The sequence below is a fragment of the Nitrospinota bacterium genome (assembly GCA_016235255.1).
GTDB lineage: Bacteria > Nitrospinota_A > UBA7883 > UBA7883 > JACRLM01 > JACRLM01.
In genome coordinates this window covers 1-26,589 of sequence record JACRLM010000102.1, presented here as the reverse complement: position 1 = coordinate 26,589, position 26,589 = coordinate 1, and the positions used below count along the sequence as shown (strand labels likewise).

General features: G+C 57.4%; 28 protein-coding genes and 1 tRNA gene. 24 read left to right on the top strand and 5 right to left on the bottom strand.

Going from position 1 to position 26,589, the window contains the following annotated elements; translation table 11 throughout:
- The first annotated feature begins 70 nt into the window (after positions 1 to 70).
- From ruvX to HZB29_13325, 8 genes are all read left to right on the top strand, one after another.
- A complete protein-coding gene (gene ruvX / locus HZB29_13360; GenBank protein ID MBI5816586.1) occupies positions 71 to 496 on the top strand; it encodes a Holliday junction resolvase RuvX in 426 nt (141 codons plus the stop codon).
- 57 nt (positions 497 to 553) lie between these two features.
- On the top strand, positions 554 to 1,510 hold the full coding sequence (mltG, locus tag HZB29_13355) for an endolytic transglycosylase MltG (GenBank protein ID MBI5816585.1): 957 nt from the start codon (positions 554 to 556) through the stop codon (positions 1,508 to 1,510).
- 79 nt (positions 1,511 to 1,589) lie between these two features.
- The gene (locus tag HZB29_13350; GenBank protein ID MBI5816584.1) at positions 1,590 to 2,720 is read left to right on the top strand and encodes a SpoIIE family protein phosphatase; all 1,131 of its coding nucleotides are present in this window, start codon (positions 1,590 to 1,592) and stop codon (positions 2,718 to 2,720) included.
- 45 nt (positions 2,721 to 2,765) lie between these two features.
- Positions 2,766 to 3,647, top strand: coding sequence for a P1 family peptidase (locus HZB29_13345; GenBank protein MBI5816583.1), 882 nt, complete (start codon positions 2,766 to 2,768; stop codon positions 3,645 to 3,647).
- A gap of 116 nt (positions 3,648 to 3,763) precedes the next feature.
- Positions 3,764 to 4,048, top strand: a complete 285-nt coding sequence (locus HZB29_13340) for an HU family DNA-binding protein (GenBank protein MBI5816582.1) — start codon at positions 3,764 to 3,766, stop codon at positions 4,046 to 4,048.
- A gap of 135 nt (positions 4,049 to 4,183) precedes the next feature.
- The gene (gene folE, locus HZB29_13335) at positions 4,184 to 4,729 is read left to right on the top strand and encodes a GTP cyclohydrolase I FolE (GenBank protein ID MBI5816581.1); all 546 of its coding nucleotides are present in this window, start codon (positions 4,184 to 4,186) and stop codon (positions 4,727 to 4,729) included.
- Positions 4,730 to 4,856: 127 nt separating this feature from the next.
- On the top strand, positions 4,857 to 5,273 hold the full coding sequence (locus HZB29_13330; protein ID MBI5816580.1) for an SRPBCC domain-containing protein: 417 nt from the start codon (positions 4,857 to 4,859) through the stop codon (positions 5,271 to 5,273).
- Positions 5,270 to 5,665 (top strand): VOC family protein, encoded by a 396-nt coding sequence (locus HZB29_13325; GenBank protein MBI5816579.1) that lies wholly within the window; start codon positions 5,270 to 5,272, stop codon positions 5,663 to 5,665. The genes HZB29_13330 and HZB29_13325 overlap by 4 nt, the downstream gene beginning before the upstream one ends.
- Before the next feature lie 28 nt (positions 5,666 to 5,693).
- Here HZB29_13325 and HZB29_13320 read toward each other — a convergent pair whose 3' ends face one another.
- Entirely contained in the window at positions 5,694 to 8,309 is a 2,616-nt protein-coding gene (locus HZB29_13320; protein MBI5816578.1) for a zinc-ribbon domain-containing protein, read from the bottom strand.
- Between the two features lie 276 nt (positions 8,310 to 8,585).
- Here HZB29_13320 and HZB29_13315 point away from each other — a divergent pair, with 276 nt between their 5' ends.
- Positions 8,586 to 9,215 carry a lytic transglycosylase domain-containing protein gene (locus HZB29_13315; protein ID MBI5816577.1) on the top strand — a complete coding sequence of 210 codons (630 nt, stop codon included), beginning with the start codon at positions 8,586 to 8,588 and terminating at the stop codon, positions 9,213 to 9,215.
- A 5-nt stretch (positions 9,216 to 9,220) separates the two neighbouring features.
- Here HZB29_13315 and HZB29_13310 read toward each other — a convergent pair whose 3' ends face one another.
- The 3 genes from HZB29_13310 to HZB29_13300 are packed head-to-tail and all read right to left on the bottom strand — an operon-like array spanning position 9,221 to position 12,825.
- Complete coding sequence (locus tag HZB29_13310; GenBank protein ID MBI5816576.1) at positions 9,221 to 11,638, bottom strand: DUF3536 domain-containing protein; 2,418 nt, start codon at positions 11,636 to 11,638, stop codon at positions 9,221 to 9,223.
- Between the two features lie 50 nt (positions 11,639 to 11,688).
- Positions 11,689 to 12,408 (bottom strand): protein-L-isoaspartate(D-aspartate) O-methyltransferase, encoded by a 720-nt coding sequence (locus tag HZB29_13305; GenBank protein ID MBI5816575.1) that lies wholly within the window; start codon positions 12,406 to 12,408, stop codon positions 11,689 to 11,691.
- 27 nt (positions 12,409 to 12,435) lie between these two features.
- Positions 12,436 to 12,825 carry a hypothetical protein gene (locus tag HZB29_13300; protein MBI5816574.1) on the bottom strand — a complete coding sequence of 130 codons (390 nt, stop codon included), beginning with the start codon at positions 12,823 to 12,825 and terminating at the stop codon, positions 12,436 to 12,438.
- 693 nt (positions 12,826 to 13,518) lie between these two features.
- Here HZB29_13300 and HZB29_13295 point away from each other — a divergent pair.
- From HZB29_13295 to ndk, 10 genes are all read left to right on the top strand, one after another.
- Positions 13,519 to 14,184, top strand: coding sequence for a sigma-70 family RNA polymerase sigma factor (locus HZB29_13295; GenBank protein ID MBI5816573.1), 666 nt, complete (start codon positions 13,519 to 13,521; stop codon positions 14,182 to 14,184).
- On the top strand, positions 14,181 to 14,438 hold the full coding sequence (locus HZB29_13290) for a zf-HC2 domain-containing protein (GenBank protein ID MBI5816572.1): 258 nt from the start codon (positions 14,181 to 14,183) through the stop codon (positions 14,436 to 14,438). Before HZB29_13295 ends, HZB29_13290 begins: the two co-directional genes overlap by 4 nt.
- 34 nt (positions 14,439 to 14,472) lie before the next feature.
- Positions 14,473 to 14,940, top strand: coding sequence for a CoA-binding protein (locus HZB29_13285; protein MBI5816571.1), 468 nt, complete (start codon positions 14,473 to 14,475; stop codon positions 14,938 to 14,940).
- 52 nt (positions 14,941 to 14,992) lie between these two features.
- Positions 14,993 to 15,067: transfer RNA gene (locus HZB29_13280), tRNA-Gly, on the top strand.
- 46 nt (positions 15,068 to 15,113) lie between these two features.
- Positions 15,114 to 16,337 (top strand): DNA recombination protein RmuC, encoded by a 1,224-nt coding sequence (rmuC, locus tag HZB29_13275; protein ID MBI5816570.1) that lies wholly within the window; start codon positions 15,114 to 15,116, stop codon positions 16,335 to 16,337.
- A gap of 170 nt (positions 16,338 to 16,507) precedes the next feature.
- On the top strand, positions 16,508 to 17,674 hold the full coding sequence (gene sucC, locus HZB29_13270) for an ADP-forming succinate--CoA ligase subunit beta (GenBank protein MBI5816569.1): 1,167 nt from the start codon (positions 16,508 to 16,510) through the stop codon (positions 17,672 to 17,674).
- 20 nt (positions 17,675 to 17,694) lie between these two features.
- Positions 17,695 to 18,564, top strand: coding sequence for a succinate--CoA ligase subunit alpha (sucD, locus tag HZB29_13265; GenBank protein ID MBI5816568.1), 870 nt, complete (start codon positions 17,695 to 17,697; stop codon positions 18,562 to 18,564).
- Between the two features lie 25 nt (positions 18,565 to 18,589).
- Positions 18,590 to 20,314 carry a 2-oxoacid:acceptor oxidoreductase subunit alpha gene (locus HZB29_13260; GenBank protein ID MBI5816567.1) on the top strand — a complete coding sequence of 575 codons (1,725 nt, stop codon included), beginning with the start codon at positions 18,590 to 18,592 and terminating at the stop codon, positions 20,312 to 20,314.
- A complete protein-coding gene (locus HZB29_13255; protein MBI5816566.1) occupies positions 20,315 to 21,184 on the top strand; it encodes a 2-oxoacid:ferredoxin oxidoreductase subunit beta in 870 nt (289 codons plus the stop codon).
- A gap of 77 nt (positions 21,185 to 21,261) precedes the next feature.
- Entirely contained in the window at positions 21,262 to 21,675 is a 414-nt protein-coding gene (gene ndk, locus HZB29_13250; GenBank protein ID MBI5816565.1) for a nucleoside-diphosphate kinase, read from the top strand.
- Between the two features lie 63 nt (positions 21,676 to 21,738).
- Here ndk and HZB29_13245 read toward each other — a convergent pair whose 3' ends face one another.
- Positions 21,739 to 22,671 (bottom strand): LysR family transcriptional regulator, encoded by a 933-nt coding sequence (locus tag HZB29_13245; protein ID MBI5816564.1) that lies wholly within the window; start codon positions 22,669 to 22,671, stop codon positions 21,739 to 21,741.
- Between the two features lie 235 nt (positions 22,672 to 22,906).
- Between HZB29_13245 and aprB the strand changes: the two genes are divergently transcribed.
- The 5 genes from aprB (at position 22,907) to HZB29_13220 (ending at position 26,398) form a co-directional block, all read left to right on the top strand.
- Positions 22,907 to 23,338, top strand: coding sequence for an adenylyl-sulfate reductase subunit beta (aprB, locus tag HZB29_13240; protein ID MBI5816563.1), 432 nt, complete (start codon positions 22,907 to 22,909; stop codon positions 23,336 to 23,338).
- Positions 23,339 to 23,352: 14 nt separating this feature from the next.
- Complete coding sequence (locus HZB29_13235) at positions 23,353 to 25,272, top strand: adenylyl-sulfate reductase subunit alpha (GenBank protein MBI5816562.1); 1,920 nt, start codon at positions 23,353 to 23,355, stop codon at positions 25,270 to 25,272.
- A gap of 123 nt (positions 25,273 to 25,395) precedes the next feature.
- Complete coding sequence (locus tag HZB29_13230; GenBank protein MBI5816561.1) at positions 25,396 to 25,644, top strand: hypothetical protein; 249 nt, start codon at positions 25,396 to 25,398, stop codon at positions 25,642 to 25,644.
- The gene (locus HZB29_13225; protein MBI5816560.1) at positions 25,629 to 25,916 is read left to right on the top strand and encodes a type II toxin-antitoxin system RelE/ParE family toxin; all 288 of its coding nucleotides are present in this window, start codon (positions 25,629 to 25,631) and stop codon (positions 25,914 to 25,916) included. The genes HZB29_13230 and HZB29_13225 overlap by 16 nt, the downstream gene beginning before the upstream one ends.
- Before the next feature lie 38 nt (positions 25,917 to 25,954).
- A complete protein-coding gene (locus tag HZB29_13220) occupies positions 25,955 to 26,398 on the top strand; it encodes an endonuclease domain-containing protein (GenBank protein ID MBI5816559.1) in 444 nt (147 codons plus the stop codon).
- The last annotated feature ends 191 nt before the right edge of the window (positions 26,399 to 26,589 follow it).

The window sequence follows — 26,589 nt, the reverse complement described above, 5'->3', positions numbered from 1 at the left end:
CGTGGGGAAAAAGGAGACGCTTCATAATGGCCGCTCGTGGCATAATGTTTCCTTTTTAAGAATGACGGATATGGCGCGCATACTGGCCTTGGATCTGGGGGACGTTCGCACCGGAGCGGCGATCAGCGACGAACTTAAAATCACCGCCCAGCCCGCCGGAGTATGGGAGAGGGCCGGATACAAGGACGACCTTAAGAATGTTCGAAGGTTGATGGAAGAATACCAGGTTGAGCATATTATCGTCGGCCACCCGATAAACATGGACGGGACCCGGGGCGAACGGGCGCTTAAAAGCGAACGCTTCGCCGAAAAACTCAAGAAGGACGTGCCCGCGCAAGTGAGCCTTTGGGACGAGAGGCTGACCACCATGCAGGCGGAAAAAACGCTTATTTCGGCGGACGTTTCCAGAAAGAAAAGGAAGAACGTGGTGGACCAGATGGCCGCCCAGCTCATACTCTCCGGCTGGCTGGCGGCGCAGGCGTCAAAGCGCGGCTGAAAGATGATGGGCGCAAAAACAGTCCAGGCCGCTTTCACGGCGGGGTTATTAGTCTTTATGGCCGCCTTTTTCTACAACGGCGCGGTGACTGCCCCACAGGCCGGCGCGGGCGAGGTTGTGGTGGAAATAAAAAAGGGGGACAGTTTAAAGACCGTCACCGACAGGCTCAAACAGGCCGGGGTGATATCAAACGCTTTTCTGTTCGACGTTGAGGCCAGGCTTTCCCGCGCCGGATCACGCCTGCGGGCGGGCGAATACCTTTTCAGGCGGGATGGTTCGATACGCGACGTGGTCAGAACACTGCTGGAAGGCAAATGCTATCTGCGGCAGGTGACCGTTCCCGAGGGGCTTTCCATCCGGCAGATCGGCGAGAGCCTGGAAAAGATGGAAATCACCACGGCGGCGCAGTTCCGCAAGGCCTGCGCGGACATGGAGACGCTGAAAAAATTCAACATCCCCTCCCACACCGCGGAGGGCTATCTTTTTCCCGACACATACGGCTTTTCCAGGGACACCCCCGCCACGGACGTGGCGCAGGTGATGATCAGGCGCTTTTTCACGAAGGTCAAAGAAGCCCTTCCCGCGGACATCGCGGGAGATCCGGAAAAGCTGCATGAAATCGTCACCATGGCGTCCATCGTGGAAAAGGAGACAGGGGCGGGCAAGGAAAGAAAGCTAATCGCCGGAGTGTTCCACAACAGGCTGGCGATGAAAATGCCGCTCCAGTCCGACCCGACGGTGATATACGCCCTGCCGGACTTTGGAGGCGACATACGCAAGAAGGACATGACTTTCGACTCGCCGTACAACACCTATAAATACCGGGGCCTTCCTCCGGGGCCCATAGCAAGCCCTGGTCTTGCGGCGCTGGAGGCGGCTTTGCGCCCGGAACGCACGGACTACCTGTATTTTGTCTCCATGAACAATGGCGAACATTATTTTTCCAAAAACCTCGACGATCACAACAAAGCCGTGCGCCGGTATCAGCTGGCCGGGAACCGGTCAAAAAAATAATGATTTTACGCGGGTGGATACGAACATATAATCAGAAACTCCCGCCGAGGGGGATTGGGTCTTAAACCAAGGGGAAGTTATGGCCAATATTCTTGTGGTTGACGACATCGAGGACAACGTTTTCCTTCTCAAGCTGATACTTGAAAAGCTGGGGCACAAGGTGCTTCCGGCGTACAACGGCATGGACGCGCTCAAGATCGCCGACGGCGGCGGAGTGGACCTGGTGCTGCTGGACGTGATGATGCCGATGATGAGCGGGCTGGAGGTGGCCTCCCGCCTGCGGGCCGGAGAGGACACCAAACATATTCCGATAATCCTTCTCACCGCCAAGAAAAACGATGTCAGCGACGTGGTGGAAGGGCTTGCTGCGGGGGCCAACGAATATGTCACCAAGCCGTTCCATGAGACCGAGCTTGTGGCCCGCGTCAACTCCATGCTGCACATGAAGGACCTGTACGACGAGGTGGCCCACGCCAAGGCTTTGATGACCGAGGAGCTTAAAATGGCCCAGATCGTCCAGGCCTCGCTGCTGCCCACGGTGGTCCCATACATGGACAAGATAAGGTTTGACGCTCGCTACCAGGCGGCCCAGTCGCTGGGGGGCGATTATTACGACATAATAGATTACGGCGGGGGCAAGGCCGGTGTGGTGATAGCGGACGTGTCGGGCCATGGCCCCTCGGCGGCGCTGATAGTGTCCATGGTCAAGGCGATCCTCACCTCGCAGGTCGCTGGCGACGCCACTCCCAGGCAGATCGCCGAACGGCTCAACTTAAGCCTTGTCAGGATGATCCCGGAGGAGCGTTTTGTCACCCTGTTTCTGGGATTGCTGGACGTCAACTCCGGGAAGCTGCGCTTTGTGCGGGGAGGGCATCCCCATCCGTTCCTGCTGCGCAAGAAGGACCGCTCCGTCACTCCCCTGAAAGCCTCGGGGGACATTGTCGGGATGTTCGACGACATACAGATGGACGAGGAGGAAATAACGTTGGAGCATGGCGACAGGATCGTGGCCTATTCCGACGGGCTTATTGAGGTGCACGACAACGACGGGAAACAGTACGGGGTGACAAGCCTGCAGGCGGCCATTGAGGAGTCCTTTGACAGCAAGGGGGAGGAAATGGTCAGCGGCCTTCTGGACAAGAGCCTGAATTTCGCCGCAGGCAAGGGGCTAGACGACGACGTGGCCCTTTTCATCCTGGAGATGCTATAGGCGCGGCGCATGCCAAATAATACTCTATGCCGGCCCTTTTCGGGAATGCCCGGCGTCCGGATCGGGCACTGGTCCAGCGAAACCTGCGCCACAGGCTGCACGGCGGTGGTCTTCGAAAAAAGCTCACCAGCCTCCGTGCATGTGGCGGGAGGCGCCCCCGGTTCGCAGGAGACGGACCTGCTGGAGCCATCGCGCCTTGTGGCGGGGGTGGACGCGATAGTTCTCACCGGCGGCTCGGCCTTCGGGCTGGCTGCGGCGGCTGGCGCAAGGCGGTATCTGGAGGAAAAGGGGAGGGGGTTTAGCGCCGGCGGGATAAAGGTGCCGATAGTCCCGGCGGCGGTGATATTCGACCTTGTGGAAGGATCTGGAGGAAAACGGCCCGGCCCGGACGAGGGATACGCCGCGTGCGTGGCCTCTGAAAGGCAGGACTTCCGGGACGGACGGATCGGCGCGGGGACCGGCGCCACCGTGGGCAAGTATATGGGGCTGGACAAAAGATCGCCCGGCGGGCTGGCTTGCCGGATGGTGACGATGGAAGACGGCGTCACGGCGGGGGCGGTGATGGTGGTCAACTGTTATGGAGCGGTGACCGATCCGCAAAGCGGGAAGATAATCGCCGGGCCGCGTGATGAGAAGGGCGGATTCATCCCGTACCTTGGCTCTTCGGCTCCGTCTCCCGATTTTGGCAACACTGTGATTGGAGTGGTGTTCACCGACGCGGCGCTGACCAAGGCCGAATTGCAGCGGACGGCCGTGATGGCCCACGACGGCATCGCAAGAGCCGTGAATCCATCGCACACGCCATACGACGGGGACATGATATTCGCCGTTTCGGTGGGTGAAAGAAAAGGGGACGTGTGCAGGATCGGCGCATGGTTTTCAAAGCTTGTGGAGGAATGTGTGGCCGGGGCGGTGAAATTCCGTTGAAAATAAAAAATAACACTTTTAAATTCCATATGAATCTGATTTATAATACGATACGTGAAAAGCGGCGAGGTGGGCCGTTCTTAGTGAACCAACGTTAAGGGAAAAGGTGGCCGGTCATGACCAAGATAGACATCATTAACATGGTGGCGGAGCGGACGGGTCTTTCAAAACAGGACGCGGACGTGGCGGTGGAAACCATCATAAACCTGGTAAAGGAATCCCTGTCCAAGAACGAGACAGTCATCCTGCGCAGGTTCGGCTCTTTCCAGACGCGCAGCAAGAATCCGCGCGTCGGGCGCAATCCCAAGACCGGCGAGGAGGCTGAGATAACCGCCCGCACAGTGGTGAGGTTCAAGGCCGGCAAGCGGTTCAAGCTGGCGGTGAACGGGCAGCAGGCCTAAGACGCGGGACAACGCCGGAGTCTGTTCCGGCGGCCGCGCCGCGCCGCCTGCCTGTGCGCAGGGCCGCGAATCAAACCAGCCGCCACTCGTCCTTGAAGAGTTTGTTGTCCGCCATTAATTGACCAAGGAGTTCCGATGCAGGAAATAATCCGCAAAATGCTGGCCCAACTCGGGGAAGACCCATTCCGCGAGGGTCTTATAAAGACCCCGGAAAGGGTGGAAAAATCGCTCCACCACCTTACGTCCGGATACAGGATGGACGTGGACAATATAATGAAAGGGGCCATTTTCACCGAAGACTGCGACGAGATGGTGATCGTGAAGGACATTGACATGTTCTCGCTTTGCGAACACCACATGCTTCCCTTTTACGGCAAGGCCCACGTTGCGTACATCCCGGACGGCAAGATAATAGGGCTGTCGAAGATTCCCAGGGTGGTGGAGGCGTTCTCCCGCAGGCTCCAGGTGCAGGAACGGCTCACAAACCAGATCGCCACCGCGCTGGACAAAAACCTCCGTCCGAAGGGGGTGGGAGTGGTCATCGAGGCGCTCCATCTTTGCATGGCGATGCGGGGGGTTGAAAAACAGAATTCCGTGACGGTGACCTCCGCCATGCTTGGCAGCTTTAAGAACGATCCGAGGACAAGGCAGGAGTTTTTGTCGCTTATCGGGAAGCGGTGATTTAAGGCCGCAGGATCAACGCGCTCCCGCTTCCCATTTCATTGGCGGAGAGGACCGTTGGCTGCGATGCGCGTCCCTGTTTTCCAAGGCCGGTTTTCCCGGTGACACACAATTAGCGGGAGCGCATATGGAGGCCATAACAGTCCAGGCCACCGTCCGGGCTGACATCGAGAAAGTCTGGAGACTTTGGACGCAAGCCGGGCATATAAAGAACTGGTATCACGCCTCGGACGGCTGGCATGCGCCAAACGCGGTGAACGACCTCCGGCGGCGGGGCAAATTCAGCATCACGATGGCGGCGAAGGACGGAAGCGCCGGCTTCGACTTTGAAGGGGTATATACGGCGGTGGAACCTTTCAATTCCATCGAATACACCATCGCCGGCGGCAGAAAGGTGAGCGTTACTTTCAGCGAGAAAGGCGGCTTGACCGAGGTGACGGAGACATTCGAGGCGGAGACGGAGAATCCGGTGGAAATGCAAAGGGCGGGCTGGCAGGCCATCCTCGATAATTTCAGGAAATATGTGGAAGGGCTCAAAGCATGAACAGGGTGATGCATTTTGAGATACAGGCGGAGAACATAGAACGGGCCATCAAGTTCTATTCAGGCGTGTTCGGCTGGGAATTTCCCAAACTGATGGAAGAGCCGCCATATTGGGCGGTGATGACCGCCCCGAAAGATAGCAAGGAGCCTGGCATCAACGGCGGCCTGCTCCAGCGTCCATGCGCCGCGCCCAAAAGCGCGCAGGGGGCGAACGCCTTTGTGTGCACTGTGGTGGTGGATAATTTCGACGCGACAGCCGGAAAAATCGAACAGGCTGGAGGATTGGTGGCCATGCCGAAGTTTGCCATCCCGGCTATGGCGTGGCAGGGCTATTTTCTGGACACCGAGGGGAACACGTTTGGAGTCCACCAGCCGGACAAGGAAGCCAGATAACGGCCGGTAGTCAGGCGCCCCGGCGGGGCTATTCCACCGCGAAATTCCTGAGCTTCACGTCCTTTAGCCCGGCGAACTGCTCCACAGCCTTCAGGTTCTGGACAAGGTACTCTTCAAGCTTATCCTGGGCAAACACGGTTTCCTCATAGAACTTGTCGCGGAAGAACGAGTCTATCTGCTTTTCAACGGTCACTTCGGTGAAGAACATCCTGTCGCGCACGGCGCCGGCCATGATGTCAGAGTCGAATATCAGCTCCACGTCCATGTTCATGATCCTTGTGGCCTCCGCGTCGAAGTCCACGGGCAGGTACACACCAAGCTTCACTGTGGGGCCTGAAGGCTTGACGGCCACGGCCTGCTTCACATCCTCCGGTTTTGCTTCCTTTGCCGGCCCGGCGCCAGGGGCCTTGCCCGTTTCCACCGCGGCCTGCTCCACAGGCTTTGCCTTGCCGCCGGACAGGAACAGGTAACCGCCAACTCCAGTCCCGATCACAACCGCCGCCACAGCTCCGGCCAGTATGCCGACGGCCCTGGGAGGCAGCGCGCCTATCAGCGGAATCCTGAAGGGGAGCTTGAACGGAAGCTTTATCGCCGGGATATGTATTTTCCTGAGCAACGGCATGATCTTGCCGATTACAGCCGTCACGAACGCCGGCATGCGAAGCTGGAATTTTGCGCGGTGTTCGTCCTCGTGTTCCATCTGTATCCGCCTGTCCAGCGGAAGCTCCTCCTCTTCCTCGATCATGGCGGGAGGGGGGATCACCATCGTTTTATCGAATGACGGCGCAGGCATGGAGACTTCCGGGGCCGGTTGGGCGGCCTTTTGAGGCGCGGCTGCGGGTTCGGCCGCGGCCATCGCGCCGCCGGTCTCCTCGAACAGCGATTCCAGTCCGGTCTCCCCGCCTCCGGACAATATCCTGTCAAGCTCCAGGTCCGGAGATTCTGCCAGCGCCGGGGCCAGTGTTTCAGCCGCTTTTTCGACATCGCCGCTTCCCGCCTCCATCAAAAGCGCGTCAAGCGTGTCCTGCGTGAGGAATCCTTCTTCATCGCTTTCCTTTTCAGCCGGGGCCACGGCCGTGGCGGCCTTTTCCTCCACCATCGTTTCGCCGCCAAGGATGGTGTCGATGTCGTCCTGCGATATATATGTTTCCGGCTCCTTTTCCTGGGCCTCCGCCTGAGCGACCGGCGCGGCGGCGGGGGCCGGCTGCATTAAAAGAGCGTCAAGATCGGATTGTGAAATAATTTCGCCTTCCTTTTTCCCGGGAGCCGCTTTGGGTTTCGGGCTCCCGGCCCCGCCGGGCATGACGGAGGCCAGAAGCGCGTCTATCTCATCTTGCTGGCCAGCCGGGGCGGCCGAAGCGGCCTGTTTAGCGCCGGAGTCCTTTGGCGAATATGCGGCAAGAAGAGAATCTATGTCATCCTGCCCGCCAGCGGATTCCACAATCGCCGCCGGTTCTTCTTTCACAGGCGCGGATTTCGGAGCGTTGGCGGCGATTAAAGCCGCGATGTCGTCCTGGCGTACCCCCTCCGGTTCCTCTTTCACAGGCGCAGGTTTCGGAGCGTTGGCGGCGATCAAAGCCGCGATATCGTCCTGGCTTACCTCCGCAGGTTCTTCTTTCACAGGCGCGGGTTTGGGAGCGTTGGCGGCGATTAAAGCCGCGATGTCGTCCTGGCTTACCTCCGCAAGTTCTTCTTTCACAGGCGCGGGTTTGGGAGCGTTGGCGGCGATCAAAGCCGCGATGTCGTCCTGGCTTACCCCCGCAGGTTCTTCTTTCACAGGCGCAGGTTTCGGAGCGTTGGCGGCGATCAAAGCCGCGATGTCGTCTTGGCTTACCTCCGCCGGTTCTTCTTTCACAGGCTCCGCTTTCGGAGCGTTGGCGGCGATCAGCGCCGCGATGTCGTCCTGGCTTACCCCCGCAGGTTCTTCTTTCACAGGCGCAGGTTTCGGAGCGTTGGCGGCGATCAGCGCCGCGATGTCGTCCTGGCTTACCCCCGCAGGTTCTTCTTTCACAGGTTCCGGCTGGGGCGCGTTGGCGGCGATCAACGCCGCGATATCGTCCTGGCTTACCCCCGCAGATTCTTCTTTCACAGGTTCCGGCTGGGGCGCGTTGGCGGCGATCAACGCCGCGATGTCGTCCTGGCTTACCTCCGCCGGTTCTTCTTTCACTGGCTCCGCTTTCGGAGCGTTGGCGGCGATCAGCGCCGCGATGTCGTCGGACTGTATAACGATCTCTTCTCCAGAAGACTTCTCCAGCGCTGGTCCTTCGGTCTTAGTTGGAATATTGAAATGCTCGGTCGGCGTTTCATCGGCGGTAATCGAGGCCTCCTCCATGCGTTCCGCAGGCGGCGCCTGGATCGGTTCCATGGACACCTTTTCCGCCTCCATCGCCGGCTCGATCATCTCAGCCGGCTGCTCTTGGGGCGCGGTGACGGCCGCAGGTCTTTTCTCTTCAACCTGGGGGGTGGGCAGTGGCGCTTTTTTCCCCTCCTTGCGTTCCTTGAGGCGGGCTATCTCTTCATCAGGGCGTTTGCGGATGAAAAACACGTTCTCGCACTTGGCGCACTTTGCAAACTGCCCCTCCTCGCTCACCGAAGAGGCGTCAATTTTATATCGCGATGCGCAACGAGGGCACTTGATGATCATGACAGCGTCATCCTGGTGACTGGGCGTTCTCCGCCAAAAGTTTGACAGATTCTTGCGCCGTAATAAGTTCCAACACCACCCATTGTCATTCTATCACATTGTTTTTGTTCATGCTTGCTTCTAATGCCGCTATTTAGGGTTGACTTTGGCCTCTATTAAGGGTTATATAAACCCCTATGAAGCAGTAAGTGCAGCCACTAAACGGCGACGGCTAACCACACAACAGCCAACCATACAAATTTCATTCCAAACTAAAACAAAGCGAAGGAAAGAATCTTGATAAAAAGGATTTTTATTCCCCTGTACCTTATCGCCATCACTGTCCAGTTTGCGCTTGGAGGCATATTCAGCGCAAACGACACGATGCTTAAGGAAAGGGAGTTCGATGTTTCCCTTGAAAGGCTTGAGGCCGCCCAGGAAATTTCCGGGGTCATGCATATCCTCAACGTCAAGGCCGTCGAGTTGAATTCCGGCGAAAAGATGCAGTTGGCGTTGTCCATAATCCGTCAAAGCGAGGACTATGGGCATAATCCGTTCCTGTTGCTTGCCCTTATTGAAATCGAGAGCGGATTCCACCTGACGGCGGTGTCCAGCCAGGGCGCCATGGGGCTTATGCAGGTGCGGCCTTTTGTGGCCCGTTACCTGGCCGGCGAGATGGAGATACACCCGCTGGTGGCCTCAAGGCTTTTCGACGTGGAGACAAACCTGAAGGTCGGCTCGTTCTACCTGAAAAAAATGACAGAGCGGTACGGGAGCACAAGGCTTGCGCTGGAGGCGTACAACATCGGCCCTGGCAGGCTGGACGAAAGGCTGGAAAGCGGCGAGGTTGTGGTGATGAATTTTGCCCGCAAGGTCCTCGACGCAAAGAGCCGGATAGAGAGGCTGGCCACCCGCGAGACCGTGTAGCCGGATCAGGCCCCGCGGGGCTCCTCCTGGGCGAAGCTCAGGAGGATTCCGAGCTTCTTGAGTTCGCGGCTGCCATAGAAAGGATCGGCGGGCTTTCTTGACCTTTCGGCGTATATTTCCGCGAAAATGTTCTGCAGGCTCCATACATCAATGGAAAGGCCGGAGGAGGTCAGGCCCAGGAGTATCCTTGTGATCGCGGCCACCCCCCGCAGGTCGCGTTTTTCGAGAGTCTCTTTCAACCTGCCCAGCAGCCGGGTCTCCAGCTCCTTTTTGACCGCCATCAACTCCACTTCGATCCCCCACTTCTGCATGTCCCACATGATGTCGCCCAGTTTGTCCAGGGAGTCCTGGCTTTCTATGTCCGCCGCGATGGACAGGGTCTCTTTTTCCAATATGTATTGCGCCACGAGCTTAAGTTCCATGGGGATTGGCACGCCTATGTCTATGAAATAGTCCATAAGCCTCCTGTTCTCCCAGAACAGGCTCTTGTATGTGTCGGCGAAACGGCTTACCTGCCCGGCCATGATGCCGCTGACGGTCTTGCGGCGCTGTTCCACGAAAAGGTCCTTGAGGGTGTATGTCTGGCCGTGGCCGAACATCTCGTCGAGCATCCTTATGACCTCCGTGATGGGGCGGCGGTTCCACGCGGCGAAAAGCCTGGTGACGGCGGTTCCAAAGGCCAGTTCCTCCCCATCGGGCTTTACGAAGCAGGAAATGTCCGTGCCGCCAAGCTTTAACGTGGCCACAAGAAACCAACTCTCCTCCAGGGTGATAAGCGATTCTGCCCGGGCTCTTTGCAAGAACAGGGCGTTGTCCCCATGCTCCTCCCCCGCATGGCCATGCTCGGTTATCCTGAAAGCCTCCCCCATGGTTGGCTGTGTGTCCTGGCCCAGGGCCTTTGAAATGGAATAGTTGGCCACCACGCGGCCCAGTGTCGCCTTGTCCGGCCGCACATGCCGTTGGTAAATTTGGGCGGCGTCGCCGTGGACGGTCACATTGCTTTTGGCCAGGCTCAGGGTCTCCAGGAATTCATCCTCGCAGCGCACACCGGACACCTCTTCGCAAAGCTGCATCGCCCAGCAGGCGTATTTTAATATCTGCACCGTCTCTATGCCGGACACGTCGTCGAAAAACCAGCCGCACGACGTGAACATGAGCATCCCGTGCCGTTGCATTTCCAGAAGCTTCAACGCCTTTATCTTTTCTTCCCTTGAAAGCTCGCGGCCGGACGCCATGGCCAGGAACCGGTCCGCCTCGCGCCTGTCCAGAATCACCTTTATGTAGCCGTTGCGCGCTTCCCACGGATCGGTGAAGACCGCTTTGCCCTCCATCTCGAAGACCTCATCGAGCTTTTTCTTGAGGCTGTCCAGCGCTTCCCGCAATGGGGTCCTCCATTTCTGGTTCCAGCCGGGATTCCCCCCGATCCTGCAGCCGCAGTCGCTCTTCCAGCGCTCCACCCCGTGGGCGCACGACCATGCGGAATTTTCATGGATATGGACTTCCGCTTCGGGCGGATAAAGGTCCAAAAACTCCCCGTAATTTGTCAGCACGGTGTCGTGTGCCTGTTCAAAGTGATGAAGGGCGTATGCCAGTGTCATGTCGCCGAACTTGTGGTGATGGCCGTATGATTCGCCGTCGGTGGCGATATTCACCAGTTGGGGCCAGGTCCGGTGGTCGGAAAAGCCCCCCCTGATCCTTTCGACAAACCTGTCGGCGCTGCTTAAAATCCCTTCGAAGGCCACAGCCTGGCTTATCGGGCCGTCGTAGAAGAAAACTGATATCGATCCTTCGCCGTCCAGCGGGCAGGTATACGCCCTGGACGGGTCGATGGCGGACGCTGGATTCTTCCATTCTTTCTCCCCTCTTTCCTTCACCGACGCAGCCTGCCGCTGGCACAGGATGGTGAATTTGACTCCTGCTTCGCTCATCAGTTGGAGAGTCCTTTTGTCCACCGCTGTCTCCGGAAGCCACATCCCCTCCGGCGGCCTGTCAAACCTGTGGGCAAAATCGGCTATCCCCCACAGTATTTGCGTTTTCTTGTCGTGCTCGGAGGCGAGCGGCATGATCATGTGGTTGTATGCCTGGGCCAACGCCGAGCCATGCCCCCCCCTCCTGTGGGCGCTGGCCTTGTCCGCCGCGATAATCCTGCCGTAGGTGAGCGGATCGCGCTTTTCAAGCCAGCCAAAAAGGGTGGGGCCGACGTTGAAGCTTATTTTCTCGAAGTTGTTTACGATTTCCTTGAGGCGCCCGCCTCCGTTGAGGATGCGGGAGACCGTGTTCGGCGCGTAGCATTCCCGGTTGATGCGCTCGTTCCAGTCGTGGTAGGGGCTGGCCGAATCCTGCACTTCTATCATTTCAAGCCATGGATTTTCCCTCGGAGGCTGGTAAAAATGGCCGTGGACGCAGACATATCGCTTTGACATCAATTCTCCGTCATTACAGGTTTCCCCGGGGTCTGATTGTAGTGTAACGGTCAGTCGTTTTCAATGACGCCTGTCATCGGCACGAAACGCACCGCGGTTATATCCTTGTATGTCACCACGCCGCTCTTCTTCACGCCTATCACCAGATCCTGGATGAATCCTCCCCCGACCGGCAGGATAATCCGCCCCCCCTCGGCAAGCTGGGCCTCGAGCGGGGCGGGCACATGGCCTGGCGCGGCTGTTAGTATTATCTTGTCGAAAGGGGCGTGTTCCGGCCATCCAGAATAACCGTCGGCGCATTTGACAGCCACGTTTGAGTAGCCGAGCCGCTTAAGCCTTTCGGCCGCCTCCGTGGCCAGGGTGTCATGAATCTCGATTGTATAAACTTCCCCGGCCAGTTCGGAGAGCACAGCAGCCTGATATCCGGAACCGGAGCCGATTTCAAGGACCTTGTCGGTTTTTTTGATGGTCAACGCCTGTGTCATAAGCGCCACGATATACGGCTGGCTTATGGTCTGTCCGGAGCCAATCGGAAGAGGGTTATCGTCATATGCCTGGCTCATATACGCCTTGTCCACGAATTTTTCCCTGGGGACCGATTCCATGGCGGCCAGCACATCGGCGTTGGTGATCCCGCGCCCCTTTAGGTGCGCCTCGATCATCATGCGTTTTGCGTTGCGAAGGTCCGTCTGGTCCATATGGGGGTGGCAGCCTTGCTCAAATGGCGCGAAAACCGCCAGGAACATTATGATCGCAAGCCATGGCCTCATCTCGGTAAAACGGCCTGGACGGCCGGATCAGAACTTCAGGCCAAGTTTCTTAAGCCATGCTTCGGTGTCGAAGTTTTCGGCCAAGAATTCGCGGAACTCCTTTTCCCGCTTGGAAAGGGCGCGGCCGTCCTCCACCGCCTCCGGCTTGGGAGCGTTTTCCCCGGTTCCTTCATCGGCCCTGGACCTTGTTTTGCGCGGGGCCGCGTCATGGCCGCATACGTCCGGAAAGTCCAGCCCCATAGTGTCCGCCAGGTTTGCCACCTTTAGCATGAGCACCATGAAAGACTTGGAGCATACCTCGTCCGTCTCGGAAAGCTTGCGGACAGCCTCGCGCACTTCCCTGGACTTGGTTATGGCCTCTACAATGGCCCTGGTGAGAACTTCCATATTCTTGTCATGGGGTTTCTCATCCGGCATTTTGGCAAGCCTCCAGTTGTGAAACTACAAAAGACAGAACCAAAGCAGACCGCGTTTGGTTGTATTATTCTATCACAACGATCCTGCACAAAATCAAGAGCGTATTTTTCAAATTCCCTCGGAGCGCGGGGTGGCTCGGCCACAGCGAGTGGCTCGGCCACAGCGAATTGCCCGCAATATTTTTCCCGCTTCCCCGTGGCCACCTCTATTGGCGCTTCCCCGTGGTCGCCTCTTAACGCTTCCCCGTGGTCGCTGACCACGGTTCTTTTGGTAGCGCGGGCAATCTTGCCCGCATCTTCTGAATGCCGTTTCGATGGCGGCGTTCAGAAGGAAAAACCGCGCCCAATAAAACACCGGTAACGATAGCGCCATAGTTCTTTTTCGGTATATCGCGGTATTGATCCGCGACATACCGATTGCGGGCAAGATGCCCGCGCTCCCAGGGGGGAACGAATTGCTGTCCGGGGTGTTGTAGCCCGCAAGGGCGGTCACCCCGGATTCCTCGTGGCGCTGTTTTAGAACAGCGGGGAGACCGCGTCTGGCGCTACAACGCCCCGCCGAGCGGGATTTTTTTGAAGCGGCTCTGACGATTTGTTATAAATGCTTACCCCTTGCCACTTGGCCCGCAAATTGCTAGCATGATGCCGGTTTTCAATTCATTTAAGAACCTATTAACGTCCGGCGGCATCCAAAATGGCGACAGATACAGCTAACGGCGAGGCCGCGTCCGGGGCCGAAGAGAACAAGGCCGAGGACCTGGAGTTTATCGCGCAGGTCAAGGCCGGTTCGTTCAGGGCCTTTGAGCGCATTGTCAACAAGTACGAAAGCAGGGTCTACAACCATTGCGTTAAGTTCTTGAACAGCCAAGAGGACGCGGAGGACGTTTTGCAGGAGACGTTCCTGCAGGTGTACAAGTCGCTGGAGTCGTTCCGGGGGGAGTCGGCGTTTTCCACATGGCTTTTCAAGATAGCCACCAACGGATGCCTGATGCGGATCAGGAAGAAAAAGAAGGTGGACCTGGTTTCGATAGACAAGCCGCTGGAGTTTGACGGGTCGTCGCTGCAAAGGGAGATTGTTGACTGGTCGAAAAATCCGGCGCTGATGCACGGGAACGACGAGATAAAGCGCCTGCTGGACACGATCATATCCAGCCTCCCCGAGGACAAACGCATAGTGTTGATTATGAAGGACGTGGAGGGGTTTTCGAACATAGAGATCGGCCAGATACTCAACATGACGGTGGCTGCGGTGAAGTCTCGGCTTCACAGGGCGCGTCTGGTGTTGCGGGAGGCGCTCACCAAATACTTTGACGGGACGCTGGACATGACCAGCGCCGGAAAAATCGGGAATGAACGATGACCGACAAGATGAAATGCCGTGAGATATTCGAGAAAATAAGCGACTATATCGACAGGGATTTAGATCCAGACATCTGCGGCCAGATAGAGGCGCATATCAAGGGGTGCGAACCTTGCGTGGCCTTCATAAACACCTTGCGCAGGGCAGTTGAGCTATACAGGAAGGAAGGATCGCCAGCCCAGGACATCCCGCGCAAGGTGTCGGCGAACCTTCGGGAATTCCTTAAAAAAGAGATAGACGCAGGCGTGAAGTGAGCCGCAGGGTCCCACGCCGCAAGAAAGGCCCGCTATGCCAGAATCGTGCGATATCAGCAAAAGACCTCCGGGGCCGGAAGGGAATCCTCCGGCGGACGTGATAGCCGGAATTCTAAAATCGGCCAAAACCATCGCCGTTGTCGGCCTTTCGGACAAGCCTGGGAGGGCATCCAACGATGTGGCCGCCTATCTTATGGATCACGGTTATACCATCATCCCGGTAAACCCCGCCCTCAACGAGAGAGGCTGGAAAGGGATAAAAGCGTACGCAAAGCTTCCAGAGATACCAGGCGAAGTGGACATTGTGGACTTTTTCATGCGGGCGGAGCTTATCGGCGGGCTGGTGGACGAAGTGATCGCCAAAGGGCCCAAAGTTGCGTGGCTTCAGCTTGGCATAGTCAACAACGAAGCGGCCAGGCGCCTTCGCGCGGCGGGGATGACCGTGGTGCAGGACAAATGCGTCAAGATCGAACATCGGGCCCTTGCCACTGATTCTTATTGACATGTCATCCGGAATGGATAAAATTCATTGTTCATTTGCAAGTTCCCGGCATGCGGGTGTAACTCAGTGGTAGAGTGCAACCTTGCCAAGGTTGAAGTCGAGGGTTCGAATCCCTTCACCCGCTCCATTTCATATAAAGTCGGCCATTGGCCGCTACGCCGGGCTTGATATCCATGGCTGAACTGGCTGTTTACGCATCTGTTATCCTCAATATCGCGGCTGTGGCGCTGCTGATATCCCTTTTACGCTCCAAATCCGCCGGTGATGGCGAGAACCGGACGATTTCCTACATCGAAAAATCCCGGATCCAAAGCGAATCCGCCTTGCGCGAAGAGATGGGGCGCATCCGCGACGAGATAGGCAAGAGCTCCCGGAGCGGCCGGGAAGAACAGCGCGATTCGCTAAAACAGTTCGGCGACACTGTGATGTCGCTCCTTAACGGCATAAGGGAGAGCGTTGAGGGGCGGTTAAAGGCCATACAGGAGGACAACAACGCCAAGCTTGAGAAAATGCGCCTGACCGTGGACGAAAAGCTTCACGACACCCTCGAACAGAAGCTCGGGCGCAGTTTCAAGCAGGTGTCCGACCAGTTGGACAGGGTTCACGCCGGAATCGGGGAAATGCGGACGCTTGCGGCCAGCGTGGGGGATCTGAACCGCACGCTAACCAACGTCAAAAGCCGGGGCGTATGGGGGGAAGTTGCGTTGGAGTCGCTGTTGGAGCAGATATTCACCCCTGAACAGTACGCCAAGAACGTGGCGACCAAGCCCAACAGCGCAGAAAGGGTGGAATTCGCCGTAAAACTCCCCGAAGGGCCGGACGGCGGCCCACTATTGCTGCCGATAGACGCGAAATTCCCGCTGGAGGACTATCACAGGCTGGAACAGGCGCGGGAGAAAGGGGATATGGAAGCTTCCAACGAGGCGGCCAAGGCCCTGGAAAACACCATAAAAGCGGAAGCCAAAAAAATCAGGGACAAATACATTAATCCACCGTACAGCACTGATTTTGCGATACTTTTTCTGCCATCGGAAAGTCTTTATGCGGAAGTGCTGCGCAGGCCGGGGCTTTTCGACTATGCCCAGAGGGAGTGCCGGGTGATGATCGCCGGGCCCACCACGCTGGCGGCGCTTTTGAACAGCCTGCAGATGGGCTTTAAGACATTGGCCATCCAGAAAAGGACCAGCGAGGTGTGGAACATTCTTGGGCTGGTGAAGACCGAGTTCGGCAAGTTCGGCGACAGCCTGGCCCGGACGAAAAAGAAACTCGAAGAGGCCAGCGGAGGGATAGAGGACGTGGAAAAGCGCGCCCGTGTCCTCTCCGGCAAGCTTGCCAAGGCCGAGGAACTCCCCGTTCCCGGTTCCGGCGGGGAGAATGGAGACGGCGGGGCGGTGTAGCGATTATATTGGCCGCCGGTCCATCCGATTGCCCTCCGCATCCCCTCCTGCCCGCCTGTGAACAAAATGGGTTTGACGGGCTCCAAACAGTTATGTTATAAGACAAAGTTCGCGAAAAGAAAAAGACGCCGCCATAATAGCGCGCGCTTCACGAAATTGAAGGATGGTTTATGAAAATCCACGAATACCAGGCTAAAGAGATTTTGCGGAAATTCGGCGTCCCCACCCCTCGGGGCAAGGTGGCGGTCAAGGCGGAGGACGCGGGAGCGGCGGCGGACGAAATGGGGCTGCCGGTGGTGGTAAAGGCGCAGATACACGCCGGCGGGCGGGGCAAGGCTGGCGGCGTGAAGCTGGCCAAGACCCGGGACGAGGCGGTCAAGATCGCAAAAGAACTCATCGGCAAGACCCTTGTGACCCACCAGACCGGCCCGGAGGGGCGCGAGGTCCGTACCCTTTTGATTGAAGAGGGGATGACCATCGTAAAAGAGCTTTACATGGGCATCGTGGTGGACAGGGACCGGGCCCGCCCCTGCTTCATGGTCTCCGAAGAGGGGGGCATGGAAATTGAGGAGGTGGCCGCCAAAACTCCCGAAAAGATAATGAAGGTATGGGTGGACCCGGCCATCGGGCTTATGCCCTGCCAGGCGCGGGACATGGCGTTTTTCTTGAAGCTTTCCGGCGACGCTTTCAAGGCCGGGGTGGACTTCATAATGAAGCTGTACAAGGCTTTCGAGGGGAAGGACTGCTCCATGGCGGAGATCAATCCATTGGTGATCACGTCGGACAACCGGGTGCTGGCGCTCGACTGCAAGATGAACTTTGACGACAACGCATTGTACCGCCAGAAAGACGTGGTGGAGATGCGGGACCTGAACGAGGAAGCGGAGCTTGAGATAGAGGCCAGCCGCCACAACCTCAACTATATAAAGCTGGACGGCGCCATCGGATGCATGGTCAACGGCGCCGGGCTTGCGATGGCCACGATGGATATCATAAAACTTTCCGGCGGCGAGCCGGCCAATTTCCTCGATGTGGGCGGCGGGGCCTCGGAGGAGCAGATAGAAAGCGCGTTCCGCATAATCCTGGCGGACAAGAACGTGCAGGGGATATTCATAAACATCTTCGGCGGCATCCTGCGGTGCGACAGGCTGGCCAACGGCGTTGTGAACGCGGCGCGCAAGATAAACGTCACCGCCCCGGTGATAATCCGGATGGAGGGGACGAACGTGGACGAAGGGAAAAGGATATTGAAGGAAAGCGGGTTCAACTTCATCGTGGCCAACGGGATGCGGGACGGGGCGGAAAAGGCCGTCGCCGCCACCCGGGCAGCGGTATAGCTTCGAAAGGCCGTATTTAAATGAGCGTACTGGTTGACGAGAACACAAAACTGATCGTTCAGGGGATCACCGGCAAGGAAGGCTCCTTCCACGCGGCGGGTTGCAAGGCTTACGGCACGAAAGTCGTGGGCGGGGTCACCCCGGGCAAGGAGGGGCAAGAAGTGGAAGGCGTGCCGGTGTTCAACACCGTAAAGCGCGCCGTGGCCGCCACGGGCGCCAACGCCACCATGATATTCGTGCCGCCACCTTTTTCGGCGGACGCCATATTCGAGGCGGCGGAGGCCGGGATATCGCTGATCGTCTGCATCACCGAGGGGATCCCGGTGTATGACATGATAAAGATAAAGAACTACCTTAAAGACAAACAGGTACGGCTCATCGGCCCCAACTGCCCGGGGATCATAACCCCCGGCAAGGCGAAGATAGGGATCATGCCCGGGCATATACACAAACCCGGCCCTGTGGGGGTGGTATCCCGCTCCGGCACGCTCACATATGAGGTGGTGGGGCAGTTGACCGCGCTGGGGATCGGTCAGTCAACATGCATCGGCATCGGTGGCGACCCTGTGAACGGGACCAATTTCATAGACGCGATAGAGCTTTTCAACAACGACCCGCAGACCAAGGCCATCTGCATGATCGGCGAGATCGGCGGATCGGCGGAAGAGGACGCGGCGGAGTATGTGAAGGCGAAGGTGAAAAAACCGGTGGTGGGTTTCATCGCCGGGCAGACCGCGCCCCCCGGGCGGCGCATGGGACACGCCGGCGCCATCATTTCCGGCGGCAAAGGTACGGCGGACGAAAAGATGAAGGCCATGTCCGCGGCCGGGATAAAGGTTTGCAAGTCTCCCGCGGATTTGGGCGGGACAATACAGAAGGCGATGAACTAGTCTAAATTTATTGAAAGGTGGGAAAGTGGCACAGAACGATCTGATCATCCGGTTCGGGGGCGAGGGAGGCGAAGGCATCATCTCCTCCGGCGACATGGTGGCCCAGGCCGCGGCGCGCTCCGGCCTGGAGGTGCTGACCTTCAAGACATTTCCGGCGGAGATAAGGGGCGGGTACGCCATGTACCAGACCCGCTTCGCCCATGACAATATTTTGTGCGAAGGGAGCGGATTTGACGTGATGGTCGCCTTCAACCAGGAAGCGCTGGACCAGAACGTAAAGCTGATGAAAGAAGGAACGGTGCTCGTGTACGACTATCCGGGGGGCGACATCGCCGAAGAGCAGAATATACCGGGTGTCACATGCTATCCGGTTCCCATGAGCAAGACCGCCAAGGAAGACCTGGGGATGTACCGGGTGAAGAACATGGTGGCGATGGGGGCGGTGGCGGAGCTTTTCGCCATATCCATGGATCAGATCCGCGAGACCATAAAGGAAAAGTTCGGCAAGAAGGGCGCCGAGATAGTGGAGCTTAACTTCAAGGCCCTGGACGCCGGGCGGGACCATGTCCGCAACAACCTCAAGAAGACCGATCCATACAAAATGGATCCTGGCAAACCGAAGGAAGGGACGATCATCATCTCCGGCAACGAAGCGGTGGGGCTTGGCGCCCTGCTTGCGGGCGTACAGTTCTTCTCCGCGTATCCGATCACGCCGGCGACGGAGGTGGCCAACTACCTTTCCAAGGAGTTGCCCAAGTTCAAGGGGACGCTTGTGCAGGCGGAGGACGAGATCGCCTCGATTGGCAACGTGATCGGCGCGTCTTACGCCGGGGCCAAGGCGATGACCGCCACGTCCGGACCCGGGCTTTCTTTGATGCAGGAGTTGATCGGCCTTGCTTCCATATCCGAGGTTCCAATCGTGATTTGCGACGTGCAGCGCGGCGGCCCGTCCACCGGGCTGCCCACCAAGCACGAACAGAGCGACCTTTTGCTGGCGGCCTTAGGCTGCCACGGGGACGCTTCCAAAGTGGTGATAAGCCCCGAGGGGGTGGAAGACTGCGTGTACCTGACAGTGGAGGCGTTCAACGTCGCCGAGAAATACCAGGTTCCGGTGATAATCCTGTCGGACGGCTCCCTGGGATTCCGCACCGCTTCCATGAAACGGCCGGATCCGAAGAGCCTGCGTATCGTCAACCGCGAGCTTTACAAAGGAAACGGCAAGCCTTTCGCGCGGTATGAGTTCACCGCGTCTGGCGTGTCGGCCATGGCGCTGCCCGGCACTCCTGGCGGGGCGTACATATCCACGGGGCTTGAGCACGCGGAGTCTTCCGCGCCGCGCTACACCGCGGACAACCACTCCAAGATGCTCGACAAGCGCTTTAACAAGCTAAACGACATAGAAGACTTTTTCCCGAAGACCGAGGCGGACGTCCAGGATGGCGCTGGGCTTGGCATAATCACTTGGGGGTCCACCATTGGCGTGGTGCGCGAGGCTGTGAAGCTTGCCAGGGCGCAGGGGCTAAAAGTGTCGGCGCTGTATCCAAAGCTTGTGTGGCCGCTGCCCCTCAAGGCGCTCAACGGTTTCACGTCCAAGCACAAGAAGATATTGATCCCGGAAGTGAACAAGCAGGGGCAGCTTGCCCGGCTTATCAAGTCCGAGACCGGGCTTAACTCCATCAGCTATCCGATATACGGGGGCATGCCGTTCACGCCTGCGATGATCCTTGATAAGATAAAGGAGGTAATCTAAATGACCACCGCGACAGAGCCTTTGAAAGCCAAGGACTACAAGAGCGAAATCCCGCCAACCTGGTGCCCGGGCTGCGGCGACTACGGCGTGCTAAACGCCGTTTTAAAAGCTTTCGCCGATTTGCAGATCGACATAAACAACACGGTGCTGGTTTCCGGCATCGGCTGTTCGTCCCGTTTCCCGTATTTCGTGAAGACCTACGGGATGCACACGGCGCACGGCCGGGTGCTTCCGGTGGCCACCGGGGTGAAGATGGCCCGTCCGGAGCTTGAGGTGATAGCTTTCGGCGGCGACGGGGACGGCTTCTCCATCGGCGGCGGGCACGTGCCCCACGTGGCCAGGAAAAACACCGACATCACGTACATCATGATGGACAACTCCATATACGGGCTTACCAAGGGGCAGATGTCCCCCACCACCCCGCTGGGGATGGTCACATCCACCACGCCTTATGGCGCGCCGGACAATCCATTGAACCCGCTGGCTTTCTGTTTGACCTATGGGGCCACTTTCGTGGCGCAGGGTTATTCGAGCAAGTCGAAAGTGGTGGAGGACCTGGTCAAAAGGGCGATAAAGCACAAGGGCTTCTCATTTGTGAACATCATCAGCCCCTGCCCGACGTTCAACAAGGTGAACACCTTCGATTTTTACAAGGACAGGATCGGTGAGCTGCCCGCAGACCACAATACCAAGGACCTGAACGCGGCGTTGAAATACGCCTTCGAGGGTATAGACGGCAAGATAGCCACCGGCGTGTTCTACGACGTGGACAAGCCCAGCCTGCTCGACAGGTTGAACGGCATCAAGGACAAGGCGAAGGCGTCCGTTGATTACGACATCAACAAGATCATAGACGACTTCATACCTTGACTTTATCGGGATACATACACCGGCGCTGGCGGTAAAGCCATGCTGGCGCCGGTTTTTCATTTTTAACGGAGGATATAATGTCACGCACTTTCGCGATAATAAAGCCGGACGCTGTGGAGCGTTCGCTGACCGGGAAAATAGTAAGCTGGATCGAATCGAGCGGCCTTAAGGTGGCCGCCCTGAAACGGATGCATATGACCCAGGCCCAGGCGGAGGGCTTTTACGCCGAGCACAAGGCGCGGCCTTTCTTCGCCTCGCTGACTGGTTACATGAGCTCCGGGCCGTGCGTTGTGGCGGTGCTGGAGGGGGAGAACGCCCAGCCTAAATGGCGCGATATCATGGGCGCCACAAACCCGGCCAACGCCGCCCCCGGCACCATCCGCAAGGAGCTTGCGGTGGACCTGGAAAAAAATTCCGTCCACGGCTCGGACAGCGAAACGTCCGCCGCCAGGGAGATCGGATATTTCTTCAGCGAGACCGAGATAGTTTAACAGCCACGTTCGACTATTTGAAAGGCGGCGCAAAACGCCGCCTTTTTTTATTGCCCGGAGCCGTCAGGAATTATCACGGTGGGCTGGCTTGTTTTCCGCCACTTTTTCAATGGGGTCCAATATCGCGGTGAAAGCTTTCAGCGGGTTTGATAGATAGCGGTTTTTCAGGATAATCAAGGTGAGCTTCCGGCGCAGGCTCACCCCGTCTAGGCTGGCGCACCGCAATGACTTGTCCTTAAGCTCCGAGGTGATGGCGGCGCGGCTGACAACCGCCACCCCAAGATTGGCCTGGGCCGACTTTTTGATCGCCTCCGTGTCCCCCAGCTCCATTACCACGTTGAGGGGGTTGTGGTCAAAGTCCACCTGGTCCATGAACACCTTGCGGGTGCCCGATCCGCGCTCCCGGATTATCAGCGGCTCTTTTTTTAGCTCATCCATGGACACCGTCCGCCGGTTTTTCCATGAATGGGTGGAGGAGAATATCACCACCAGTTCGTCGTTCTTGAAAAGATAGGTCTCGATATTATTGTTCTTCACCGGACCTTCCACGATGCCAAGGTCCACCTCTCCGCGCAAAAGGGATTGCTCTATCTGGTTTGTGTTGCCCACCATCATTTCCACTTTTCCCTGCGGATGGGCCTTTTTGTACTTGCCCAGGAATTCGGGGAGGATGTAGTTGGCCACTGTGGTGGAGGCGCCGAGCCGCAGTGTGCCGACCACTTTCTTTGTCATGTCGTCTATGGCCTGCTTCCCTTCGCGCAGGGCGCCTATCGTGCGCTGGGCGTACACCTCGAAGGCCATTCCAGCGTCAGTCAGCTCTATCCTGCGGCCGATCCGCTCGAACATGGGCGACCCTAGAATCTTTTCAAGCTTGATTATCTGCGCGGAAAAGGCCGGCTGGCTGATGGCCATCTGGTCGGCGGCGCGGGAAAAATTTTTGAGTTTGGCCGCCACCAGGAAAAGGTCGAGCTGGTGTATGGTTATTTGATTAAGCATACACAATAGTTTATCTGAATTATCAAAACTATCTATTTTATTTTTTAAGGCCCGGGGCGCATAATCCCCTTAAGTTAGACGGGTTTCCCGCGAAATCCGGGGGAGTGGAGACTTCGGCCGCCAGGGCCGGCTGGGCCAGCGCGTTGGTTCTCAACGGTGATGGCCCCCTGCCCTTCCGTCCGGCGCAGCATGATATTCAGATCGGCCGCAACAATTTTCTTTAGGAGAGGGAGCGATGCCTACTTTCGTCATTGCCGAAAAATGCGACGGGTGCAAAGGGCAGGACAAGACCGCCTGCATGTACATCTGCCCGCACGACCTGATGTACCTGGACAAGGAGAGGATGAAGGCCCAGAACCAGGAGCCGGAGCAGTGCTGGGAATGTTATTCGTGCGTGAAAATCTGCCCGCAGCAGGCGATAGAGGCAAGGCCATACGCGGACTTCGTGCCGATGGGGGGCACGTCCATTCCCATGCGCTCCACGGACTCTATCATGTGGACGGTGAAATTCCGGGACGGCAAGGTGTCCCGGTTCAAGTTCCCGATCCGCACCAAGCCGGAAGGCTCCATAAAAGCATACGAGGGAAAACCGGTCCCGGCGGAAGCGGACCTGGACAATCCGAACCTGTTCACCGAAGCCGGCAAGACCTTGCCGAAGATTAAATAAGGGGGGATCACAAAATGGTCAGACCGCAAGACGCGTTCCACGCGGACTTTTGCCAGAATCCTAACATAGTCGAAGTTGAGACGGACATATTGATAGTCGGCGGCGGCATGGCCGCCTGTGGAGCGGCCTTCGAGGCCACCCGCTGGGCCGGCGGCAAATACAAGGTGACCCTGGTGGACAAAGCCGCCATGGACCGGTCCGGCGCAGTGGCCCAGGGGCTTTCCGCCATCAACACTTACTTAGGCGAGAACACGCCGGAAGATTACGTGAAGATGGTGGCCAACGACCTGATGGGCATCACCCGGGACGACCTGGTGTATGACGTGGGCAGGCACGTGGACGACACCGTTCAACTGTTCGAGGAGTGGGGCCTGCCGGTGTGGAAACAGCCGGGCGACGAAGGCAAGACGCTGGCCGAAGGGGGCAAGCCAGTCCGCTCCGGCAAATGGCAGATAATGATCAACGGCGAATCGTACAAGGTGATCGTGGCCGAGGCGGCCAAGAACGCGCTTGGGATGGAGAACATCATAGAGCGCTGTTTCGTGGTGAAGCTTCTGCTCGACGAGAAGGATGAGAATAGGATCGCCGGCGCCATCGGCTTCTCGGTCCGGGAGAACAAGATTTACATATTCCGGGCCAAGGCTGTGCTCATCGCTTGCGGCGGAGCGGTGAACATATTCCGTCCCCGCTCCACTGGCGAGGGTATGGGGCGCGCGTGGTATCCAGTGTGGAACGCAGGCTCCACATACGCCATGGCGGCGCAGGTGGGCGCGGAGATGACCACGATGGAAAACAGGTTCGTGCCGACCCGGTTCAAGGACGGTTACGGCCCGGTTGGCGCGTGGTTCCTGCTTTTCAAGTCCAAGGCCATCAACGGGCTTGGCGAGGACTATTCGGCCAAGAACGCGGACATGCTCAAGGAATATCCGCCATACGGCCTGGCGCACGTCCCATCCACTTGCCTTCGCAACCATCAGGCGATGAAGGAGTTCAAGGAAGGGCGCGGCCCGATATTCATGGACACCCCCACGGGGATGGCGAGCCTCGCCAAGAACATGGACGCTAAGCAGTTCAAGCACCTCGTCGCCGAGGCGTGGGAGGATTTCCTTGACATGTGCATCGGCCAGGCAAACCTTTGGGCCGGCATGAGCATCCGCCCCGAGGAGACGAAATCGGAACTGATGCCCACAGAGCCTTATCTGCTCGGCTCACACGCGGGCGCCTGCGGCATATGGGTCTCCGGTCCGGAAGACATGGCGCCGAAAGAATGGCAGTGGGGCTATAACCGCATGACCACCGTGAAGGGACTGTTCACGGCGGGCGACGGCGTGGGCGCATCCGGCCACAAGTTTTCCTCCGGCTCCTACACCGAGGGACGCATCGCGGCGAAGAACATGGTGAAATTCGTGCGGGACAACAAGGATTTCAAGCCAACTATTGGCGCGACGAAGGAACAGCTCGCCGCGGAAATCTACAAGCCGTTCCAGAACTACATGGACCACAAGGACTACACCACCGACCCGATGATAAATCCCAATTTCATCCGGCCCCGGATGGTGATGTTCCGGCTCAACAAGATGATGGACGAATATGTGGCGGGAACGTCCACGTATTACACCACGTCGGAGAAGCTTATGGACGTGGCGCTCCACCTTCTTGGCATGCTCAAGGAAGACGCGCAGAAGATGGCGGCAAAGGACCTGCACGAGCTATTGCGCGCGTGGGAGAACTATCACCGCATCTGGACGGCGGAGATGCACCTGCGGCACATATATTTCCGCAAGGAGACGCGGTATCCGGGCTTTTATTACAGGAGCGACTATCCGCACCTGGACGAGAAGGAGTGGAAATGCTTCGTCAACTCCCGGTTCGACCCGAAGAGCGGCGAGTGGACGATGAAAAAGGTTCCGCACCAGGACCTGGTGGCGAAGTAGATTTGGAACCGCCGGGGGCGGGCAGCCATCCCCGGCGTCTGTTCTTTGACATTGCGGGAAGTTTGGGCTTGGGTCATCCAGACGTCCGTTTGACGCGGTTTTGGAAGGAGCGTTAAAATAGACGTGGCTAAGGCCGCAATCATGCAGGCAAAAGCCGAATGGAACAATCAGCCAAGAGGGCTCATGTCCACTATCAAAGACGAAGTGATCGAGCTTATCAGAAAGCTGCCGGGGGACGCCACCATTGAGGACATCATGGAAGGGATATACGTCAACCGGGCAATCCTGAAAGGCAAACAGCAATTGCGCGACGGCGAGTATCACACCCACGAAGAGGCCAAAGAGATCGCGCGCAAATGGGCAAGCCGATAAGGTGGTCAAGGCAGTCTCTTGAACATCTTGAAGATGTTTACCAATTCATTGCCCAGGACTCTCCTTATTACGCCTCATTGCTGGTTGAAAGAATATTCGAAGCGGTCGAACGGCTAAACGATTTTCCCGAAATGGGGAGGATTGTCCCGGAATCAGACGACCCGGATACTCGCGAATTGATATACAAAGGTTACCGTATCGTCTATCAGATAATGGATGAACGGCTGGAAGTGATCGCTGTGTTTCATGGGAGCAAGAAATATGATGGGTGATGAAGCGCGGTGGCGTTTCTGGATTCAGATGGGCGGATATGACGAAGGTTTATAATAAAAAGGAACGGACACTTGTAAGGAAAATACTGCGAAACAAAATGCCTGATGCGGAAGTTATTCTTTGGTCAAAGCTGAAAAACAGGCAGGTTTTGGGAGCCAAGTTTAGAAGACAGTATGGAATTGAAGAGTATGCCGTTGATTTTTTCTGCCCGGAATTAAGATTGGCGATCGAACTTGACGGGGACACTCATTTTATTGATGACGCGCAGGTCAAAGACAAAAGACGGCAGGAAAAAATGGAAATGTTCGGTATTCAATTCCTGCGCTTTTACAATAATGACATTTATAAAAATCTACGCGGTGTTTTAACGGCGCTGGAAAAGCGGATTTCCGAGTTGCGCGATGAAATAAATAGCGGGAAAAAAGTTTCCCCTCCTTTACAAGGAGGGGTGGCGAAGGCGAAGCCTGAGCCGGGGAGGTAATCTTGAAGTGTAAGGCCTGGTTGAAGAATTACCCCCACCCGCCCGTGGCGGACTCCCCCTTGTAAAGGAAAGCTTTGCATAATTGCTTTTATGATGCTATATTATATTACCAATAGTAATACAATATATAGCTGGAGGCGAAATGAACCGTAAATCGGGGCAGTTGGGGTTTTCAGACGCCGTTGTCGAGC

What these genes read in the sequence shown, in the direction of transcription:
- HZB29_13345 (MBI5816583.1), top strand. Translation starts at nt 2,766, where the DNA reads ATGCCCGGCGTCCGGATCGGGCACTGGTCCAGCGAAACCTGCGCCACA.
- HZB29_13290 (MBI5816572.1), top strand. Translation starts at nt 14,181, where the DNA reads ATGACCGACAAGATGAAATGCCGTGAGATATTCGAGAAAATAAGCGAC.
- HZB29_13245 (MBI5816564.1), bottom strand. Translation starts at nt 22,671, where the DNA reads ATGCTTAATCAAATAACCATACACCAGCTCGACCTTTTCCTGGTGGCG.
- HZB29_13350 (MBI5816584.1), top strand. Translation starts at nt 1,590, where the DNA reads ATGGCCAATATTCTTGTGGTTGACGACATCGAGGACAACGTTTTCCTT.
- aprB (MBI5816563.1), top strand. Translation starts at nt 22,907, where the DNA reads ATGCCTACTTTCGTCATTGCCGAAAAATGCGACGGGTGCAAAGGGCAG.
- HZB29_13310 (MBI5816576.1), bottom strand. Translation starts at nt 11,638, where the DNA reads ATGTCAAAGCGATATGTCTGCGTCCACGGCCATTTTTACCAGCCTCCG.
- ruvX (MBI5816586.1), top strand. Translation starts at nt 71, where the DNA reads ATGGCGCGCATACTGGCCTTGGATCTGGGGGACGTTCGCACCGGAGCG.
- ndk (MBI5816565.1), top strand. Translation starts at nt 21,262, where the DNA reads ATGTCACGCACTTTCGCGATAATAAAGCCGGACGCTGTGGAGCGTTCG.
- HZB29_13320 (MBI5816578.1), bottom strand. Translation starts at nt 8,309, where the DNA reads ATGATCATCAAGTGCCCTCGTTGCGCATCGCGATATAAAATTGACGCC.
- HZB29_13295 (MBI5816573.1), top strand. Translation starts at nt 13,519, where the DNA reads ATGGCGACAGATACAGCTAACGGCGAGGCCGCGTCCGGGGCCGAAGAG.
- HZB29_13340 (MBI5816582.1), top strand. Translation starts at nt 3,764, where the DNA reads ATGACCAAGATAGACATCATTAACATGGTGGCGGAGCGGACGGGTCTT.
- HZB29_13300 (MBI5816574.1), bottom strand. Translation starts at nt 12,825, where the DNA reads ATGCCGGATGAGAAACCCCATGACAAGAATATGGAAGTTCTCACCAGG.
- sucC (MBI5816569.1), top strand. Translation starts at nt 16,508, where the DNA reads ATGAAAATCCACGAATACCAGGCTAAAGAGATTTTGCGGAAATTCGGC.
- HZB29_13305 (MBI5816575.1), bottom strand. Translation starts at nt 12,408, where the DNA reads ATGAGGCCATGGCTTGCGATCATAATGTTCCTGGCGGTTTTCGCGCCA.
- mltG (MBI5816585.1), top strand. Translation starts at nt 554, where the DNA reads ATGGCCGCCTTTTTCTACAACGGCGCGGTGACTGCCCCACAGGCCGGC.
- HZB29_13235 (MBI5816562.1), top strand. Translation starts at nt 23,353, where the DNA reads ATGGTCAGACCGCAAGACGCGTTCCACGCGGACTTTTGCCAGAATCCT.
- rmuC (MBI5816570.1), top strand. Translation starts at nt 15,114, where the DNA reads ATGGCTGAACTGGCTGTTTACGCATCTGTTATCCTCAATATCGCGGCT.
- folE (MBI5816581.1), top strand. Translation starts at nt 4,184, where the DNA reads ATGCAGGAAATAATCCGCAAAATGCTGGCCCAACTCGGGGAAGACCCA.
- HZB29_13330 (MBI5816580.1), top strand. Translation starts at nt 4,857, where the DNA reads ATGGAGGCCATAACAGTCCAGGCCACCGTCCGGGCTGACATCGAGAAA.
- sucD (MBI5816568.1), top strand. Translation starts at nt 17,695, where the DNA reads ATGAGCGTACTGGTTGACGAGAACACAAAACTGATCGTTCAGGGGATC.
- HZB29_13285 (MBI5816571.1), top strand. Translation starts at nt 14,473, where the DNA reads ATGCCAGAATCGTGCGATATCAGCAAAAGACCTCCGGGGCCGGAAGGG.
- HZB29_13325 (MBI5816579.1), top strand. Translation starts at nt 5,270, where the DNA reads ATGAACAGGGTGATGCATTTTGAGATACAGGCGGAGAACATAGAACGG.
- HZB29_13220 (MBI5816559.1), top strand. Translation starts at nt 25,955, where the DNA reads ATGACGAAGGTTTATAATAAAAAGGAACGGACACTTGTAAGGAAAATA.
- HZB29_13225 (MBI5816560.1), top strand. Translation starts at nt 25,629, where the DNA reads ATGGGCAAGCCGATAAGGTGGTCAAGGCAGTCTCTTGAACATCTTGAA.
- HZB29_13255 (MBI5816566.1), top strand. Translation starts at nt 20,315, where the DNA reads ATGACCACCGCGACAGAGCCTTTGAAAGCCAAGGACTACAAGAGCGAA.